Genomic DNA, 18,861 nt, shown 5'->3' with positions numbered 1-18,861 from the left:
TCAGTACATTTAAATAGCCGTTTCCGTCGCACTGCATGCAGAGGAAGGCAGCGACCGATAGATCTGCGCCATCCCACCACGCACGCCGGCCAAGCGGGGCAGAGCCGCGTACACCGGGTCACGGTGCAGGATCGCGTCGACCTGGCGCAGCCGCCACATCGGCGTCCGCGGAAACAGGTGGTGTACCAGGTGAAACCCCTCACCGTCCTTCTCCCCGAGCAGGAAGCGGCCAGCAAGCCCGTACACCCGGTTCCAGGACATGTAGATGTCCACACGCGGCGCGGACTCAATCAGCGGGAAGTGTTCCATGAGCTCTGCCACGGCACCGATCCAGACCTGCGTCGTGACTATCGGCACGAACCAGAGCAGCACAAGCCAGCCCCACCAACCGCCGAACACCGCCCAACCCAGCAGCATGGCGAGAATGGCGACACGCAGCCACCGCTCCGTCATCCGTTCGCCCTTGGCCACAATCCTGTGCCGCAGTAGGTAGTAGATGTAGGAGGCAGTCGCACGCGGGCTGATGACAGTCACGAAGTACCGGCGCAACGCCGCCCGGCTGAGGTTGTCGCCACACAGCCCATTGTCCTGGTATTGCCGGTAGTCGGGGTCGCGGTCCGGATCGCCCAGCCTGCCGTGGTGCTCACCAAGGTGTGAAGCCCGGTAGCCGGTAAAGCTCTGAAACACCGGGTAGCCGCCGAACAAGGCTCCGATCAGGTTGCCCATACGGTGCCGTGCCATGAACGCACGGTGGGTGGCCATATGCAATACGCCGGCAAGGGCCCGCTGGCGTCCACCGATGAAGAATACCGCGACAATGTAGACCAAGACCGCAGCCCACAGCGGGGCATGCTGGAATGCGAGCACCGACGCCGCACACCATACCGCGATCCAGAACCAGTGTTCGATCACTTCGAGGGGACCATGCCAGTTGTCGAGACGCGACGCGACACGAACTGCCTCGAGGATTTCAGGCGAGAATCTGTATCGAGCGGCGCGATCCTTTCTGGGCACAGTCTCTACTCCTTCCACTGCGGAACCTGTACGTCGAGCCAGGCATCAGCACGGCATCGTGATCCGGACCGTGCATAGGGAATTGCATATGTCCAGGCACACTCAACCTTCGACGGGGGGACAACGTTTAGGCCCCGTGGCGGGCGGGCCTGGCTCCTTTCTCAATTGAGAGACAACTGAAATCATGGTCCATTGAGTTGCAGCCGGTCAAGGTGTGCCGCCTTGTCCAATGCCTCCCCGGAGGCCGAATAGTCTCAATGGCTGTGCGCGCATAGCGGAACTGCGCGCTCTTCAGAGAGCCGGCCGACCCGGCAGCGGCAGGGTGGCCAGGGCCTCGTAGTCCGTCTTGCCGTTCTTGGTCTGGGGCACAGACTCAATGCGGATGAACTCGGCGGGCAGGGCGTGGACGGGCAGCAGCTCGCGCAGCCTGCGCCGCACCCTGACTGCGTCCCAGTCGGCCCCGGAGCGCATCCGTACGTACGCGACCACGGCCCGGCCCCGGCTCGGCAGGTCGCGGGCGCCGACGATGACCTCCTGGACGGGGACCACCGCGCGTATCGCGGTCTCGACTTCGCCTGGTTCGATCCGGTATCCGCGGACCTTGAGCTGGCGGTCGGCACGGCCGACGAAGACGAGGTTCCCATCCGGAAGGGTGCGTACCAGGTCGCCGGTCCGATAAGCCCTGCGGCCGGGGAAGCCGGGCCAGGGCGCGAATCCGTCCCGGGACGGATCGGGGGTCTTGAGGTAGCCGCGGGCCACTCCCTCGCCGAGGACCACCAGTTCCCCTTCACCGGTTGGCGAGAGGGCTCCGGTGCTGTCGACCACCAGCAACGTGTTGCCCTTGACCGCGGTACCGATCGGGGTGCGAGCGAGCGGGTCTCCCCCGGTGGCAGGAACGGTGAACAGGGTGCAGCACACGGTTGTTTCGGTCGGCCCGTACGAGTTGACGACGCACAGTCCGGGGCGAGCCCGTACCAGGGCTTGGAGCAATCCGAGCGCGATCGGCTCTACGCCGACGAACAGGCGCGTCAGCGTGCCGCAGAAGTGCGGGTCCGCCTCCAGCGCGGTGCGCGCGTCCGTCAGGAAGGCCGGTGGGATGTAGGCGCTGTGCACCTCTTCCCGGTGCAGGAAGTCCAGGTACCGGCTCGCTTCCAGCCTGTCCCGCGCGGGCGCCATCACGAGCGAGCCGCCTGTGCAGAGCGGGGACCAGGTCTCCCAGACCGAGACGTCGAAGTCGGGACTCGTCCAGACTGCTCCCCGGTGCGGGTCCGGCACCGGCGCCCGGGTGTCCACGTCCTCGATGAGGTTCACTACGCCACGGTGCCCGACCTGGACGCCCTTCGGGGTGCCGGTCGAGCCCGAAGTGTGGATGACGTAGGCGACGTCGTCGGCCAGCGGCCTCTGGTTGTACGATGCCGCTGCCGTCCGATCTGCCAGGGCCCAGTCCCCGGCGAGCTGATCTGGTGTGATGGCCATGTCCAGGCCCGTCACCGCCCTGGAGACGTCCAGGCTCAGCACAAGGCGGCAGCCTTCGAGAACCTGTCTGAGCCGCCGGGCCGGCTGGATTGGATCGACTGGCACATAAGCAGCACCGGTCATGAACGCCGCCAACGAAGCCGCGACAGAATCCCGGCCAGGCGCCATAACCAGCGCGACCCGGTCCCCCGGGCAGACACCGCGCTCCTGGTATGCCCGGGCCAGCGCGGAGGCCCGGCCGACCAGTTGGGCGTATGTCGCGCTGCCGTCGGAAGCTGACACGGCCATCCGTCCGCCGTGGCGCCGGGCGCCGGCCAGGACCGCGGCCAGCAGGTCGGGGGGCAGTTCTCGCTGCTGGTCAGTCATGCTGATACTCACTCCTGAAGCGACTCATGCTGTACAGGCGCCTGGCGCCCTTCCCTCCCCCACCAACGGGGTTTACCTGGGAACACGGCCGGGGCTTTGGCGGGCTCCTGCATCTGGACCGGGCATCAAGGCATGCCTTCTGGTTCGGCTTCGTGCAACAGGGGTTCGTGCAACAGGGGCCGGCGTCGGTCGAGGAAGCCGAGCATGGCGGGAACCGGGCTCACGACGCGGGGCTGCGCTTCCAGTCTGACCCGCTGGTCGTCTTTGACCCCTGGCAGCTGAGACCAGTGCGTGCCGGGCCTGAGGTGGTGCTCCTGGTGGTACCCGTCATTGAACGTGAGGAAGTTGTAGACACGGTTGTAGTGGCTCACCGAATCCGACGCGCGATCCTCCGGGTTCGCGCCGTAGTGCCGGTAGTAGTTCTGGACGTTCACCAGAGTCAGCGCAAAGAAGTACGCGGGGAGATAGCAGAAGACCGTCCACTGCCAGGAAAGCGAAACGAACACCACCAGGGAAAGGCTGTGCGCGGTACGGTCGGCTTGAATCTGGCGGAGTTCGCGGACTCTCCGCATTTCTCTGTGCGATGCCAGAGAAAGCAGTTTTTCTTCACTGTCTCCGACCTTCCAAAGGCGGACCACCGAAGCCACGCCCTTGACGCGGTCGGCGATGGAGGCAACGGCACCGCCGAAAGCATAGGGCAGCAGCGGTTCGTGCTGACCGTTCTTTCCCTTGCGGTACGTGGAGGAGGTGTCGCGGGTAGTGCCGTCATCACCTTGCCGGTCGTTGTTGAAGCGGTGGTGGTTCCGTACGTGGGTCAACTGGTATGCCTGGACCGACTGACCGATGTTGACGGAGTTGACCACTGACACCGCAGCATTGAGACGAACGCTCGCGAACCAGGGCACATGGGTGAACAGGTGAGAGATGACGATGATGTTGTACGTCATCAGCAAGGTGACCAGCGCCCCTCCCGCGACCCTGACTGGCAGCGAGACCGCGTCCCAGGAGATCGCCAGTAGCGGGGTAATAGCGAACTGCGCCAGGCTCAACCCCACGAGAATCGAGTCCTTGGGGGTGTTCTTCCAGACCGTCACCACTTTCCCTTCTCTAGGAAGAAGAGCAGCCCGAGCCACGAGTGGCAGCTCACGCCCAGCTGGCCCATAGTCGGGCATAGGCACCGTTCTGAACGATCAGGTCCTGATGGGAACCGACCTCGACAATGCGCCCGTCCTCCACAACGGCGATTCGATCCGCGTCGTAGGCCGTGTGCAGTCGGTGTGCGATCGAAATCACGGTTCGCCCCTTCAGCACCGCCGCGAGGGACCGCTCAAGCTGCCGGGCGGAACCGGGATCGATTTGTGAAGTCGCCTCGTCGAGGATCAGCACCTGCGGATCGGCCACGAGCAGCCGGGCCAGAGCGATCTGCTGAGCCTGCGCATCGGTCAGTTCGTCCCCACCGGCGCCTACCGCGGTATCCAGCTTCTCAGGGAGGGCATCTACCCAATCATCCGCGCCGACCGTTTCCAGCGCTTTCCAGATAACGGTGTCATCGGCCTCCCCTGGAGCGTCCTGATCCACGCGGGGGGCGGCCAGTTCGAGATTCTCCCGAAGAGTCCCACCGAAGATGTATTGGTCCTGGCTCACCAGGAGTACGCGCCTGCGCAAGTCGTCGCGTGGCAGCTCATGTAGGGAGGTGCCGGAAAGCCGTACGGTCCCCGCGCGCGGAGGATAGGTCCCGGACAGCAGCCGGCCGAGTGTCGACTTACCGCTCCCAGTCGGCCCCACGATGGCGATCCGCTCGCCAGGGCGCACGGCAAGGTCGATCCCTTGCAGGACGTCTGGTCCATCGCCGTACGCGAACCGGAGATCTCTGGCGGAGAGGTCAGCGGAGGCAACGACGCCGTGCCCATTGAGCTTCTGCTCGGATCTAGCGTCCGATTTCTCGGATCGAGCGTCCGCAACGCCGAGCAAACGGGCGAGCGACGCGTTGCCCTGTTGGAGTGTTCCCACCCAGTCGAGCAGTGTTTCCAGGGGAAATGTCAACTGAAGGAGATAGAGGGTAGCGGCAGTCACCTGGCCGACGCCGACCCAACCCTTGGTGTAGGCGTATCCGCCCAGCAACAGGGCGACCGCCACCGGCAGGGTGAAGAGGAACGAGTCGGTCGAGTACTTGACCGTCCGAAGCCACAACGTGTACTCGACCGCTTCGTACCAGGCCTGTGTGTCGCGCTCCGCGCGGCGGACCCGATGATCCTCCAGACCGAATGCCTCAACGGTGGCCGCACCCTGGATGGTCGCATCCAGACCTTCGGTGATGCCGGAGGAGGCTGCGGCTTCGCGCAGAAATCCCGCGCGTGCCCGGGCCAGGTACCACCGATTCGCCGCCAGGAGAGGCGGGAAGACGACCAGCAGGGCGAGTGCCAGCAACGGGGATACCAGCAGGAGGGCGATAACGCTCAGGGCAATCCACACCAAGGCCTCGACGACCTGAGGGACTGCCAGCTGCAAGGCGCGCCGCAGCGTGTCCGCATCCAGCGTGGCACGCGTCACCAGGTCGCCGTCATCGGCTCCTTCGACGACGGCCGGCGGAAGCGCGAGCACGTCCTCGACGAACTTGACACGGATCTCGGCCTGGACGGTCGCGGCAAGTCGCCCCGCTGCTTGAAAGGCGACACGAGTCAAGAGCACCTGCGCCAGGATGAATCCGGCCAGCGCGGCCGCGACGGCCGTCACGTGACCGACCGTTGTGCCGTCTCGCGCGTCCTGGACAAGGGTGCCGAGCAGTTGTGGGCCGGCCAGGCCGCTGCTCACCGCTAGTCCGTACAGGGCCAGCACCCCGGCCAGCTCTTTCCTGTGCTTGCGCGCCAGCTGTCGAATAAAGCCCCGAACAAATTCTTTGTCGGCGACCGGGAGTGTGCGGACCCTCATATCCCAATCCCTACCTGTGAGGCATCGTCACGCGCCACCAGCACCCGGTACGCCGCATGACTCTCCAGAAGTTCTTCATGAGTGCCGATGGCGAGCACGCGGGCGTTCTCCACATAGGCAACCTGCTGCGCTTGCTGGAGCACGGAAGGACTCACCGTGAAAACAAGAGTGCTCCGCCCAACTGAGGGAGAACTGTGGAAACCGGCGATATTTTCTGCCATGCGGTACTCGGTATACGCGTCCACAGCGTTGGTCGGCTCCACGAGGACCGTGAACTCGGCGTTCGCCAGCAGCGCGCGGGCAAATCTCAGGCGTTGCAACTGACCGCCTGAAAAGGTCCTGCCGCGACCCGCCATCTGTGTTTCGAGACCGGCAGAAAGGGCGTCGATGATGTCCGTCGCGCAAGCGATCCGAAGAGCGGTGGCGATCTCCTCGTCGTCGGCCGTTCCGTCGGGTGCGATCTCCTCTCGTACCGTGCCCGCGAAGAATCGGTCACTGTTCAAGCACAGCAGGACACGTGACCGCACAACGTGGAGCGGCAGGGACGACAGAGGCATGCCGTCCAAAGCGGGATCGCCGGAGTCTTCGAAGCGCGTCACTCGACGGGCCAGGGCATCGGCGTCGGCGGCGTCGGCACAGGCGACCGCCATGAACGTCGACGGCGGGACCGTCAGTCCTGAAACGCCGTCGGTCAGGTGAGCTCCGCCCCGGGCCTCCGGAGCGGAGACGGGCACACCGGGCGTGCCCCTGTCCTGCGCCTCGAAGTTCAACAACCTGGTCACTCGACCGGCGGCCACCCACGACCGGGTGACCTCGCTTGCGCCCTCCATCAAATCGGCGAGCGGCAGGACGAGGAAAGTCGCGAACCCGTAGAACGCGACCAGCTGGCCGATTGACAGGCGGTGATCGAGCACCAGCAGAGCCGCGGTGTAGGTGACGATCACGGTGACCAGACCCGGAACGAGGACCCGCGCTCCTTCGAGATCCGCTTCGGCGCGCGCCACATCGATGTCCGCGAGCCGCAACCGCGCTGAATCAGCGCGAAAACGCGCCGCGAAGCGCCTTTCTCCGCCCACCCCCTGGAGAACCCTCAGCCCCGAAGCGATATCGACGGCGCGCCCGGCCAGCCGGCCCTGCTGGGACCGATACTCGTCCTGGCGTCGGTGCAGGGGGCGCAGGAGGAGACCGCTGAGGCCGCTGAGGACCGGGATGGTCACCAGAACCAGAAGTCCGAGCGGAACCGAGATCATGAGCATGGCCACCGTGACAACGGCGACTGCCACGACGGACGCCAGGACCCGGCCCGCGTAGAGCGGGCCGAGACCGATGGTCGCGGCGTCCGCCGTGCTGGTCGCTATCAGATCGCCGTCTCCCTGCCGCCGCGGCAGCGAGGCGCCGAGCCGCGTGACGTGCCGCGTCACCATCCGCATGGTCAGGCAACCAGTCACCGTGCGTGTGGTGACCGAATGCCGGTAGAACGCTATGCCGAACACCGACCTGAGCATGGCGAGCAGCAGGACGGCCATCGACCACTGGACCACTTCGCGAGTGTTGTTGCGGGCAATGCCCAGGTCGATTGCGCGACCGATCGCGACCGGAATCAAGGCCTGGCTCGCCATCGATATGACGGACGCCGTCGAACCCCAGATCGTGGCGGCCCACTGCTTTCCGGCGAGCGCGAAGAAATACCTGGCCGGAGATCGATGGTCGAGCCCTTCAGCGCCGAGTCCGGGGATACGTTGCATGATCGAACACTTGACCCTTCACCGGTCGAGGTGGAGCAGCGGTCATTGATCGAGACCCTGTTGGGCGACACCGGTGATCGCACGGACTGCCCTTTCGGCCCGCAAGAATATCGTTGACCGCTCAGGGTCTCGATGCCCCGTGACGCACCGCTGGTGATCTTATAGGTCCGCGTCGATCACGCAAATGGTCACGACGCTGAACTGCGCTCCGAGGATGATCAAGGTCTGACGGTCATCGGCGATGACCTACAGCCTTTCCGTGCATGGTCGAGGTCCAAAAGCTACAGGAAGCCCGGATGCCGACCCCCTCTCTCAGGGACGGCGCAGCTCTCCCAGCTGCCGGCCGGAACTGGAGAGGACCTGCTCCACCGCCATTGCCAGCCGAGGCCCCAACGGCGCAAGGGCACTGCTTTCGGAGATCTCGGAGATCAGCTGGATTCCGTCGTTGCGTTCTTCGATGGTGATGATCGCGGGCCACGGTATGGTGTCGCGCGGCATCGTCAGTGATTCGGCGGTGGCGCCGAACATCGTTTCCGGGATGTGAACTTCGTAGTTGAACCCGGTGAAGGTGGTCGGCAGTTCGCGGTACCGCTTGTCTTGCAGCAGGCGGTACAGGCCGGACGTAATCTCCGAGCCGTCCAGCATCTGTGCCTGGACTGCCTTCGCCACATCGATCAGGGACCTGTCGTCGGGCAGTTCGACGATCACCGGCAGAACGTCGACGCAGAAGCCCATGAGCGGCTTGCCGGTATGGCGGGGCTGCCCGGTCTGCTGGGCCATCATGACGGGCTGAGCGTCGCCGGTGAGCAGCGCCGACGCGGCTGCCACCACCGACAGTCCGGCAGTATGCATAGTGCATCCGCTGGACCGCGCCAGATCGCGCAAGGTCGCGAGGCTCTCCTGGCGGAGGGAATCCACACGCATGACGGATCTGAACGGTCCTGCGCCATCGACCAGTGGGACCAAGCTCCATGCCGCGTCGAGCTTCGGCCGCCAGACGGCCTCGTTCACCTTGAACCGTTCGTCCTCGTCTCTGCGCTTCCACCGCGCATATTCGAGAAAACTCGCCGGTGCGGGCAGTGCATCGGCGGCCTCGCCGCTCAGGTAGCAGGCCGAAAGCTCCGACCACAGGACGTTGAACGACCAACCATCGGCGATGGCGTGCGGCACGGTGCACTGCAGGAACGCCGCTTCGTTGGTCTGGACCAGGTGGAACCGGAACAGCGAAGGCGCCGACATGTCTGTCGGCCTTTGCGTGAACCGGTCGAGAAGCGCCTCGACGTCGCCCGGCGACGCATCGCTGAGGGTGGTGACCGTCAGTGTCGGAACTGCGCGTGCGGTGCAATACTGCGATCCTCCATCCTGCTCGAAACCGGTCCTCATCGCTTCTTGCCGCCGAGCGACCTGCTCGAGAGCAGGCTGGAGCTTCGCAATGTCCAGTGTGCCTTCGATGCGGAGCACGCCGGACATCTGGTATGCCTTGCCGAGCTCACCACCCAGCTCACTGGACATCCACAACAGCTTCTGGCCGTCGGTCAACGGCGCCTCGCCGACGACCGCAGACGGGTCGCACCCGGGGCTCACCCCACCCGCTGCTCGTGCCTTGTCCCAAAAACCTCGCGACGCGACTTCCGAAGCGGCTTCGGCCACCGCCTCAGCGATTTCTGAACAGTCCGCGTCGGAGTGCGCAGCGCTGAGGAAACAGGTGCCGCCCTCCCATACGTAGATGCCTCGATTGAGGAGACCGAGATAGAACATGTCCTCAGACAGCGGGGAGCCATCGACATTGATCCGGAAGAGAGATGAAAAGTACTCGACTCCGATGGGGAACCCGTTAGCGGATGCGTGGGCGTTAATCTTTTCGGCCAGCGCGGCAGTCCGGCCGGACAACGAGTTCTGAAGCCGAGGCGACTCCTTCTCGAGATGCAGGATCATCTGCTGCGCCGCCGCCATGGCCAGGGGGTGTTTGCTGAACGTTCCTGCGAACACCATGCTCGGCCGTTGCGGGAACCCGCCGTCGCCCTCCCGCCGGCGTCCGCCGTCGATGGGCGCCATGAACTCCGCGTCGCCCGCGATGACCCCGATCGGCATGCCTCCGCCGATGACCTTGCCGTATGTCACGAGGTCTGGATGAACACCGAAGTAGGCCGCGGCGCCGGCGGGGTGACACCGGAAGCCGGTGATGATCTCGTCGAATACGAGTGCGGCGCCCTGTGCGCGGGTGAGCGCGCGGAGGCGGTGCAGAAGATCAACAGGTTGATGCCCGGGGCGCCGGCTTTGGACCGGCTCGACGAGCACAGCGGCGAGCCGGTCGCCACAGGACTCCAGGATGGGAATCGCGGAGTCGTCATACGGCAGGACGATGACGTCTTCGACCACGGAGGCCGGCGTACCCCGGCCCAGCGGTGTCGTCTCGCCCCGCTCACCGCCCGCTCGGGGAGCGACCAGCACGCCGTCGAAAGTCCCGTGGTAGGACCCGGAGAACAGCGCGACGAGGTCTCTCCCCGTCTTCGCACGCGCCGCGCGCACGGCGCCCATGACCGCCTCCGTCCCCGAGGAGGTGAAGGCGACTCGGTCGACACCGGCCAGCGACGCGATGCCGCGGGCAACGTCGCCGGCGGTGGACGACTGCGGGCCGATCAGCAGGTCAGACGCCTCGAACGTGCGCAGGACGGCCGTGAGCGGCTCCGATGAATGTCCCAGCAGATTGACGCCGAAGCCCATGCACAGGTCGAGGAACTCACGGCCGTCGGCGTCGGTGAATCGGGCGCCCTCACCGCGAACCCCGACCACGGGATAGCTCACCTCACGGCGCCCCTTGCGGATGATCATCAAATTCCGCTGGTCCGCCAGTGTGAACCGGTCCTCCTCAGTGATCCGCTTCGATTCCGGGGTTCGCTGAGCCCACTCGGCCTCTGCCCGGAGCGGATCGGTGTCATCGCCGGAGGCAGCCTGCCCGGACGATCTTGAAACCGGAGCGGCGAACTGCGCCGGACGCGGCTCCGGCGGGGCACTGGGGAGAGGTTGGGATAGCCGGCGTGGCTCAGACTCCATCGCAACGGGCGCCGACTGCCCGCTGGTCGAGGCAACGCTCTTGAGATGCTCGATGACGCCGTCACATGAATCCAAATCCATGTACAGCTGCCGTACGTCGATGTCGGTTTGGAACTCCGTTGACAGCGCGTCTGCGAGCTGGATCAGCAGAAAGGAGTCGTACCCGAGCTCGATGAAGGAGACGCCAAGGTCCGTGTCCTCCGACGTACTCCCCACGAGCCTCGCGACGATCCTCCGGACCCTGTCGCCGATTGTCTCAGTGTCAACGTCCGACCGAGTCGGGATCGGTGCTTCCGGAGGCGTCTGGTCCTCCGCTGCCGGGCTTGGCCTGGCGGAACTGGGAGTCGACTGTGCTTCGGTATGCACCGGCGGTTGCTCCTTCTGAGAGCTTCGATCGAACGCATAGGTGGGGGCATGGACGAGAACCGGGGCCGCGTCGAGACCGCTCCTCCGACCGATCTGCTCGGTCGTCAGATTGACCGAATCCTGTCCGGCAGACCACGCGGTCGCCAACAGCCGTGCTCGAGAGACCGCGTCGTAGCCCGCGTGCTTGGCGGTGGCCATCGCCAGAGCATCGGTGGCGAACACTTCCTTGACGAACGGGGTGACACCCGCATCGGAATCCATGACGTAAGCAAGATCCGTACCGTTCACACGGAGCCTCTGCATGGCTTCGCCGAAACGGACCGGCCGTACCAGGTGACTCGCCCAGAACCCGGGATCGCGGGCCGTCTCCTCGTCCAGCCAGTCGCCGGTTGTCGGTGACATCAGCCGCAGCTCTGGTCGCCGTAGTTCGACCTGGGACCAAGCCTTCGTGTATTCCGCGACGGAACCGTTCAGGACCGCACTGTGAAACGGATGCTTGACCGGGACTCGGACACAGGCGATGCCGTCGGTACGCAGCCGATCGGCGATCGCGTCGATCGCCGCCGCCTCGCCGCTGAGCATGCAGTCGCGGCCGTTGGGCACGATCGCCGGCGACACATCGGTGCTGAGGTACCGCGTGACGGACTTCTCGGAGAGCCGAACCCGGATCATCCCACCCTCTGGGGCGGCTGCCAGCAGCCGGGCTCGCTCCGACAAGACGGCGGCGGCCTCGTCCAGGGTGAAGACTCCGCCGACCACGCCCGCGGCGATCTCGCCCAGACTGAACCCGCACAGTGACCGCGCCCCCAAGCCATCGGCGAGCAGCGATCTGGCGACCGTCACCGATTGGACGAGCACCGCGAGCTCCGCGAGTCGTGATCCGGACGCGGTCTCGGACGCTCCGGTCAGGAGCCCTTTCACCAGCGGCCGATCGTCGGCCGGCAGACACTGGAGCGTCTGCGAGAGCAAGTCTCTGAATCCGTCGATCTCGGCAGCGGCAGCCGTCAGATCCCCTACCCGTCCTCCCTGTCCGGGGAAGATGATCGCGCTGTCAGGGGCCCGCTTCGCGAGCCGGCCTCCAGTGCGCCAGCTGACGAACCCCGCACCCCGTGTCGCGACGACGAACGCCTCCCGGTGTGGAAGGATGCGGCGGCCCGTCCTCATCGTGCGGGCGAGGCTCCGTAGACGCTGCGGATTCTCAGCGGCGAACTCCGCCACGCGGTTCGCGGTCTCCTCAAGGCTGCACCTCGATGCGGCGCTGACCGGCAGGATGCAGACAACCTCAATCGGCTCGTCGACCGCCTCTGGGACCGGCGCCTGCTCAAGGACCACGTGCGCGTTGGTTCCGCCTATCCCCATCGAGCTCACTCCGGCCCGCCGCGGCCTGTCCTCCTCTTCCCACCTGCTGCACCCATCGGGCACGAAGAGCCTCGCGCTGCTCGGTTTGATCCGGGGGTTCAGTTCCACGAAGTTCGCGACCGGGGGAATCCGCTCGTGTGAGAGCACGAGTGCGGCCTTGATCAGGGCGACAACGCCCGCGGCGGGCCCGAGATGGCCGACGTTCGCCTTGGTCGCACCGATAGCGCACCGCACACCGTCTGGGCCCAGGGCACGTTCGATGGCCGCCCATTCGACGACGTCTCCGATCTCGGTCGCAGTACCGTGCGCCTCCAAGTAGCCGATATCGCGCCCATCGACCCCTGCGGACGCCAGAGCCGCACTGATGACCCTTGCCTGCTGGTTCACGCTCGGTGCGGTGAACCCGGCCTTCCGACGACCGTCGTTGTTGATCGCACTACCGCGGATGACGGCGTGGACAGCATCTCCGTCGGAGAGCGCCTGGTCCAAGGGCTTGATCACAACTGCGCCTGCGCCGTTCGCGGTGATGGTGCCGGTGGCGGCACGGTCGAACGGTCGGCAGTAGCCGTCGGTGGACCAGACACTGCCTTCTTGGTAGTAGTAGCCCACCCGTTGATGGATCTCGACGTTCACCCCGCCGGCCACAGCCATGTCCGATTCACCGGAAAGTACGCTCTGGCACGCCAGGTGCAAGGCTACGAGGGAACTGGAGCACGCAGTCTGGACCGTCAAGCACGGCCCACGGAGGTCGAGCGGATAGGCGATCCGGGTGGCCAGGAAGTCGTTGTCGAGGAGCGCCCCCCAGTTGATCGCTTCGGACACCTTGAGCGGCCTGGCGACGTCTCCATACTGCGGGTCACCAATGCGCTGCAGGACCGAGCCGGGCGACGCACCGCCACCGGCGGCGAACAACCCGATGCTCTTGGGGTATCGCAGAGGGTCGCAGCCGGCGTCTTCGATCGCCTCGAGCACGACTTCCATCATGACGCGGTGGTTGAGGTTGATACCTTTGGCCTCGCCGGCGCTGATGCCGAACGCGCCGCTGTCGAACTCGTCGTATCCGTCCAGGGGTGCGGCAACGGGCACGTACCTGTTCCGGACCGTCGGGTCCAGACGCACACCTTCTCGTCGTCGGTCTTGCTCTCCGACCTCGACCATGCCCGTCGAACCTGACTCGATGTTGACCCACAGTGAGCGGTAGTCGGCTGCCCCCGGAACTCTGCAAGCCATGCCCACAATGGCCAGCGGCTCGCGCATTCGCTTCTCCTTCCGTGAAGGGCGTCGTGTCGCCTCACCCGAAAGCTCACTCAAACGGATAACCAGCCCCACAGGGTCATGCCGACCCGACTGACTGCGGCAAATGCGGCAGGTTGAGGGCGTTCAACACGAGGCCGACATCGTCTCCGGCGACCGCGGACCCCACTACCGGAGTTGCCAGACCGTCCGCGAGCGAGTTCGGCTCCGTCCCATCAGGAAGCATCATGCTGAGGCCCGGATGAGTCACTTCGAGGGGACGGGACGACGCGGGCCAGAGTCTCAGTCAGGCCGAGCGAGTCCATTGCCGCGTCGGGCTGTTGCAGTAGTTTCGCCAAGATCTCCTGGTATGCAGCGCAGTAGTCATGTGCGACTTCGCGCGAGTAGGTGCGTAGCGCGTACTGCCAATCGAGAGCGATACCCGAGGGGCTGAAGTCGCAGTACACGGCCAGGTCGAAAGGCCCCTCCGCCGTGTGTGCCAGGGCCTCCGACAGTTTTCCCTCGCCGAGTTTCAGGCCGCTTCCGGTGGTGCCTGCGGAGAAGACCGTTCGTACAACGTCGGTCCCGGGCTGGAGGCCGGCGTGCTGCAGTTCGGCAACCACTCGGCTGAACGGCAGGTCCTGGTGATCGATGGCGTCCATAAGCCCCAGCGACACCTGTTCGAGCATGGCGGTGAACGATTTGGTCATCTCAATCCGCGTGCGAGCAACGACCATGTTGGCGAGCGCCCCCACGGTGCGTGCGAACTTGGGCGTCCGCCCACTCGTCGCCGTGCCCACGGCCTGATCACCGTCACCGGTGGCCACGGCGAGCATGACCTTCATCGCACACAGCAGGATCGAGAATGGTGTCGACCTGGCGCGGCGCGCGAACGCCAAGAGCGCGACAGCCAGTCCGTCGTCGAGCGTGACGGACTGCATGTAGGTATCCAGCGTCCCCGGGGCTCGCTCGGCGGCACCGCCGCCTCCGGGTAGCGCACTGCCGGTGACTCCGGCGAGCTGTTCCCGCCAGTAAGCCGCCTCCTTATTGAGCCTGCCGTCAGAGAGCTCGGCAAGTTGCTCTTCCACAAAGGCGCTGTATCCCGGTCCGAGCGGTTTGAGATCGAGCGGGGCTCCCCGCCGCGCCGATCTGTAGATCTCACCGAACTCCTCGCAGATGACGCCCATCGACATGCCGTCACAAGCTATGTGGTGAGCGACCAGGACCAGCGCGGTCCGGATTTCGGACACCCGGATGACAGTGAGTCTGATCGCCGGCTCGGCCGTAATGTCGAAAGGCAGGTTCGCTGCCGTGTCGATGGCCGACTGCAGCAAAGGCTTCCGCGCAACCGCCGACAGACCGCGCAGGTCGATCACGTCGACCGGAACGGGCTCCGGATCGTGATCAATGATCTGCACGCCCCCGGAGTCCGTTTGGTGGAACGTCGTACGCAGGGCCTCATGACGGCGTATGACCTCGTTGAGTGCGAACTCCGCAGCCTCGGTGTCGAAGTCGCCATCGAAGTAGAAGACCTCTGGCATGCAGTACGCGGGACTCGTCGGATTCAGCCGACAGAAGAGCCAGATACCTTCCTGGAGCGGGCCAATCGGAAGGGTTGACGTCAACGAATCCGTGCTGTTTGTTCTCAACCCGCATCCCCGATCATGTTGCCCAGGGCCCGAATGGTGGGAGACTGATAGAAGTCACGGAGCCGGACTCGAACACCGAAGTCCTCGCGAACTCGTGCCAGGACGTCGAGCACCTCGATGGAAACGGCGCCGAGCTCGAAGAGGTTGTCATCGACTGTGCAGGTGCGATCCAACGTCTTGCCCACGATCGCGATCAGACGCTCCTCGACATTGTCGGCGACCATACCGTCCGTCCTCACCTCGGCCTCGCCGGCTTCTGTGAAATCCGCGATCGCCACGATATTCACATTGCCTTGGTCCGTCACCTGCTCATCGACTCCCATACTTCTCCTGCCTCGCGGGCACGTCCTTATCGCGATTTCGCGGTCCTCAGTCTCGGTGGCCCCCAGACCCGTTCTCTGGAGTCATCGCCGCCCGTTCAGGGCCGTTCCAGACCTGCGGATAGAGCCGATCCTTGGTCAACGACTGCTCCAGCACAAACTCGGCTTCGCGGCGTTCGAGGTAGGGAAATCCGCTCATCGGGCGCCCATAGGCCACTTGGAAGCCGAGCAGCCGACAGAACTCAACACCGGCGGCCAGGTCGAAACATACTAGCTTTGGCACAAGCCGCGGCACTCCCTAAAGATGCCGCGCCCCGGTCCCGCTGGCAAGTTCTCGATGTTGTGCAACTGCGGAAAATCCTCAGTTGCACACAAGCTTTCAGACTGCCCGTCGAGATCGCCCATCGCCACGGCTCTCACCAGCCGACACAAAACCCGGGGTGAGCGTAGGCCCGAGGTTTCGTGGAACGCCGTGAATTGCCCGCGCAAACGTGTGCTGGTCTGCCTCGTCCCTGAGGTCCGTAGGAGCGGTTCTCTCGGAGAGGCACTCAATGTCGGTGTGAGGGACTCGTTCTCGGCCCGCACCCGCTAACCGGTCGAGCTGTTCCCATTCAAGAACACATCTGGCTGGGCAGGACCAGAATATCACGATCCCTCTATGACGCAAGGAATCAGCGCCCTGTCGACCATTCGCGCAAATATCAGACTGCTCCGGCAGAGAAGCACGGCCAGAAACCTCATTTCGGCCGTCAAGGCGAATGGTTACGGGCATGGCGCCGGTTCCCACAGCACTGCCTGCCTCAGGGCGGCGTCACACATCTGGGGACGACTCCTGTGACCGAGGCGTTGCAGCTCCGAGGCATGGGGGGCGGTGCACCGATCCTCGCGCGGATCGCGTGGCCAGGCCAACAGGTCGAGTCTGCGATCAAAGGGGGCTAACGACATCTGCGTAGGCGCCACGTGGCTCATCGACGAGATCGCAGAGACGGCCCGGCGTGCCGGCAAGACCGCTCGGGTTCAGATGAGATCGACGCCGGGCTCAACGAACCCGACGGCCCCGGTCTCACCGCCCGCTCGACCAGCCGGAGTCAGCCGGCCGCGAATATGCCGCCCGCGTGGTTCGGACCCGGCGGTAGGGCAACCAACGGTGCTCGAATGGGCCGAAAGGCTGGAGGGGATACCGCAGGAAACAGCGGTGCGTGAGTCCCTCGACCGCCCGCATCTCGGCCTCGTGTAGCGACTCGCGCGTGGCGTAGGGGTGCGACGGTCAGTCGCTCCTGCGGTCGACAGAGATCGGGATCGTGCACCGGCCCACCGGATCGGCCAGAAGGCGTCGGTGGACGTGACGCCCCTCGTGTTGAGCATCCGCGGGGTGGCCAGCCTCGACATGGTGGCCCGCTCTGCCTGGCGACACTCCAGGCCGGCCTAGAACGACTCGCCCAGCAGGTCGCCCATGACGGCGCGCGGCTGCCAGATGCTCTTGACGCAGTGCGTCCGCTGCCACTTGCGCCGACTCCCACTCCTCAGCCGCGACTTCAGCACGGAAAGCCTGGCAGCCCTGTTGTGGCGGTGTTGAACACGTCTCCCTGTCGCCGGCGGGTGTGCGCCGGGATGCACTGTCCTGTCAGACCGACCGCGAATGTCCAGGGCGACCGCAGCGAGACCGTCGGGAACGCGGAGTCGCCTTGCTCAAGTGCCGCCCATCAGGCGGTTGACGTGTGTGCCTTGCTTTCGAGGAGTTCGGCCAGAACCTTCCATTCCTGAGCGTACTCGCTGGCGAGTCGCGCCACCACCAGGAGACAGTGTGCGGGAAGTGCGTCGACCAGTTCCTCTGGTCGACCGAATACGGGTTGGGCATGCAGCCAGCGAAGCAGTGTGCGCCCCACCTCTGTATATCTGATCGACGGGTCGCGCTTCAAACGGTCAAGAATCTGATCACGAACATCCTTCTCCACTTCGGGGGAGACGAATCGAGACCCTGCCTCGACGGCTCCCTCGTGTTGCGCCTCGCCCGTGGCGCACTGACGCGAGGCGGCTTGGCCGCCACCTCGCCGTATCTGCTCGCGGACCGCGCGAACCGTATTCGGTGAGACGCCGGCGATGGCTGCGATCTCCCGCAACGAGGCGTCAGGTCGGCTGGCCAGCAGCTCAGCCGTCAAGCGACGACCATGCGCGCTGTCGACAGGTCTGAGCCGCCCGTCCTGCCCCAGCCGCTTGTCGCCCTGCGAGACTTTCTCATCCGCCTCCCCGCGCATCAGCGCGACCGTCTTCCCAGAGAGACCTGTCGCCTTCGCTACGGCCCGGTCAGACCATTCGGGGTACAGCGTTATGACCCGCGTGGCGGCAGCCTTCCGCTCTTCCAAAGTCAACGGAAGGCCATGTGTGACGTTCTCCGCCACGGCTCTGATGAATGACTCCTTGTCATCTCCATCGAAGAACTGGACCCTTATCTTGCGCTTTCCCGTCAGCTCGGCGGCCCGGAGGCGGTGCATTCCGTCGATCACCCGCATCGTCGTCCTCTGGACCAGGATCGGCGGCAAAGGGTCCAGGGAATCGGCGAGAAGCCTCACGTGATCTTCGTTGATCCCTGCCAGGCGCGGGGATGCAGCAATACAGAGATTATCGAGTGGTATCTCAACGATTTCCTGATCGCGATCTCGTGGGACCTCTGGGTTTCCTCGGTCGCGGAGGGCTTCAGCCAAGACCCCAGCACCTCCTACCCGTGACGTGGCCCTCAGACCACCGAGACCCGATCGGTGCGATGCCCGGTATCGCCTGAGAGATGCCTACCTTGTCTCTACGCCGATTGCCGCTATCTCCGAGGGCAGGCCCCCTGGTGGAATGCATTCGAGATAGCTTCACTTGTACGTTTGATGGAATGACAGATGCCCTTGGTCTTCTCCGCACTCCCAGGGCCTTCTTCTGGTCGCTGGTCGAGCACGGCAGGTCGGTCGCGCCGGTGCGAGGGGGCGTTTCGGGATGCCTGACGGTGATCCGGTGGCGAAACGGCTTCGGGACGGCAACGGCGAGCCGACGATGCGCACCGGGCCAGATCGAGGCCACGACGTCTGGGCGGGACGGCCGGCCGATGGGCCGCCAAGGCGACCGCGCGGAACTTAGTGGCGGGAATTGTGGACGGAAGCGGCGGCGGATCTAACGCTAACCACAGCGAACCACGAAAAGGCTTTTGCCAGGAGGCCGGCCGGGAGATGGCCGAGTATTCGCCGCGAGAGAAGTGCCCATGTCACACGCTGCGTGACATGGGGGTGTGGGAAACGTCTTGTCATGGGCCACACCGTTGCTGTGATGATTTCGTTGACGCGAAGACGCAGATGCAGGCGCTGGGGCGCG

General features: G+C 65.1%; 12 protein-coding genes. 2 read left to right on the top strand and 10 right to left on the bottom strand.

The genetic code is table 11. The annotated features are described in order from the left end of the window. Positions 1–9 precede the first annotated feature (9 nt). The 9 genes from GEV43_RS25695 to GEV43_RS25655 form a co-directional block, all read right to left on the bottom strand. A complete protein-coding gene (locus GEV43_RS25695; RefSeq protein ID WP_160822900.1) occupies positions 10–1,014 on the bottom strand; it encodes a fatty acid desaturase in 1,005 nt (334 codons plus the stop codon). Positions 1,015–1,305: 291 nt separating this feature from the next. Beyond that, a complete protein-coding gene (locus GEV43_RS25690) occupies positions 1,306–2,856 on the bottom strand; it encodes an amino acid adenylation domain-containing protein (RefSeq protein WP_160822899.1) in 1,551 nt (516 codons plus the stop codon). A gap of 125 nt (positions 2,857–2,981) precedes the next feature. Then, entirely contained in the window at positions 2,982–3,950 is a 969-nt protein-coding gene (locus tag GEV43_RS25685) for a fatty acid desaturase (protein WP_206681281.1), read from the bottom strand. 49 nt (positions 3,951–3,999) lie between these two features. Further along, positions 4,000–5,784, bottom strand: coding sequence for an ABC transporter ATP-binding protein (locus tag GEV43_RS25680; protein WP_160822897.1), 1,785 nt, complete (start codon positions 5,782–5,784; stop codon positions 4,000–4,002). Next, a complete protein-coding gene (locus tag GEV43_RS25675; protein WP_160822896.1) occupies positions 5,781–7,529 on the bottom strand; it encodes an ABC transporter ATP-binding protein in 1,749 nt (582 codons plus the stop codon). The genes GEV43_RS25680 and GEV43_RS25675 overlap by 4 nt, the downstream gene beginning before the upstream one ends. 312 nt (positions 7,530–7,841) lie before the next feature. Further along, entirely contained in the window at positions 7,842–13,565 is a 5,724-nt protein-coding gene (locus tag GEV43_RS25670; protein ID WP_160822895.1) for a type I polyketide synthase, read from the bottom strand. A gap of 212 nt (positions 13,566–13,777) precedes the next feature. After that, positions 13,778–15,166, bottom strand: a complete 1,389-nt coding sequence (locus GEV43_RS25665) for a condensation domain-containing protein (RefSeq protein ID WP_160822894.1) — start codon at positions 15,164–15,166, stop codon at positions 13,778–13,780. A 20-nt stretch (positions 15,167–15,186) separates the two neighbouring features. Beyond that, positions 15,187–15,513 (bottom strand): phosphopantetheine-binding protein, encoded by a 327-nt coding sequence (locus tag GEV43_RS25660; protein WP_160822893.1) that lies wholly within the window; start codon positions 15,511–15,513, stop codon positions 15,187–15,189. A 46-nt stretch (positions 15,514–15,559) separates the two neighbouring features. Then, the gene (locus GEV43_RS25655) at positions 15,560–15,805 is read right to left on the bottom strand and encodes a hypothetical protein (protein ID WP_160822892.1); all 246 of its coding nucleotides are present in this window, start codon (positions 15,803–15,805) and stop codon (positions 15,560–15,562) included. Between the two features lie 363 nt (positions 15,806–16,168). Between GEV43_RS25655 and GEV43_RS56300 the strand changes: the two genes are divergently transcribed. Beyond that, a complete protein-coding gene (locus GEV43_RS56300; protein WP_160822891.1) occupies positions 16,169–16,348 on the top strand; it encodes an alanine racemase in 180 nt (59 codons plus the stop codon). Between the two features lie 865 nt (positions 16,349–17,213). On the opposite strand, the gene GEV43_RS25645 is transcribed toward GEV43_RS56300, so the two are convergent. Then, entirely contained in the window at positions 17,214–18,095 is an 882-nt protein-coding gene (locus GEV43_RS25645; RefSeq protein WP_309240036.1) for a ParB N-terminal domain-containing protein, read from the bottom strand. Between GEV43_RS25645 and GEV43_RS55125 the strand changes: the two genes are divergently transcribed. Further along, a complete protein-coding gene (locus tag GEV43_RS55125) occupies positions 18,081–18,236 on the top strand; it encodes a hypothetical protein (RefSeq protein ID WP_309240072.1) in 156 nt (51 codons plus the stop codon). The genes GEV43_RS25645 and GEV43_RS55125 overlap by 15 nt on opposite strands. Positions 18,237–18,861: the final 625 nt, after the last annotated feature.

Origin of the sequence: Actinomadura sp. J1-007, from assembly GCF_009793335.1 — a bacterium.
Classification (GTDB): Bacteria; Actinomycetota; Actinomycetes; order Streptosporangiales; family Streptosporangiaceae; genus Spirillospora; species Spirillospora yumaensis.
Note: the sequence above shows the minus strand (reverse complement) of the source record. Positions and strands in the feature narration are given on the sequence as shown.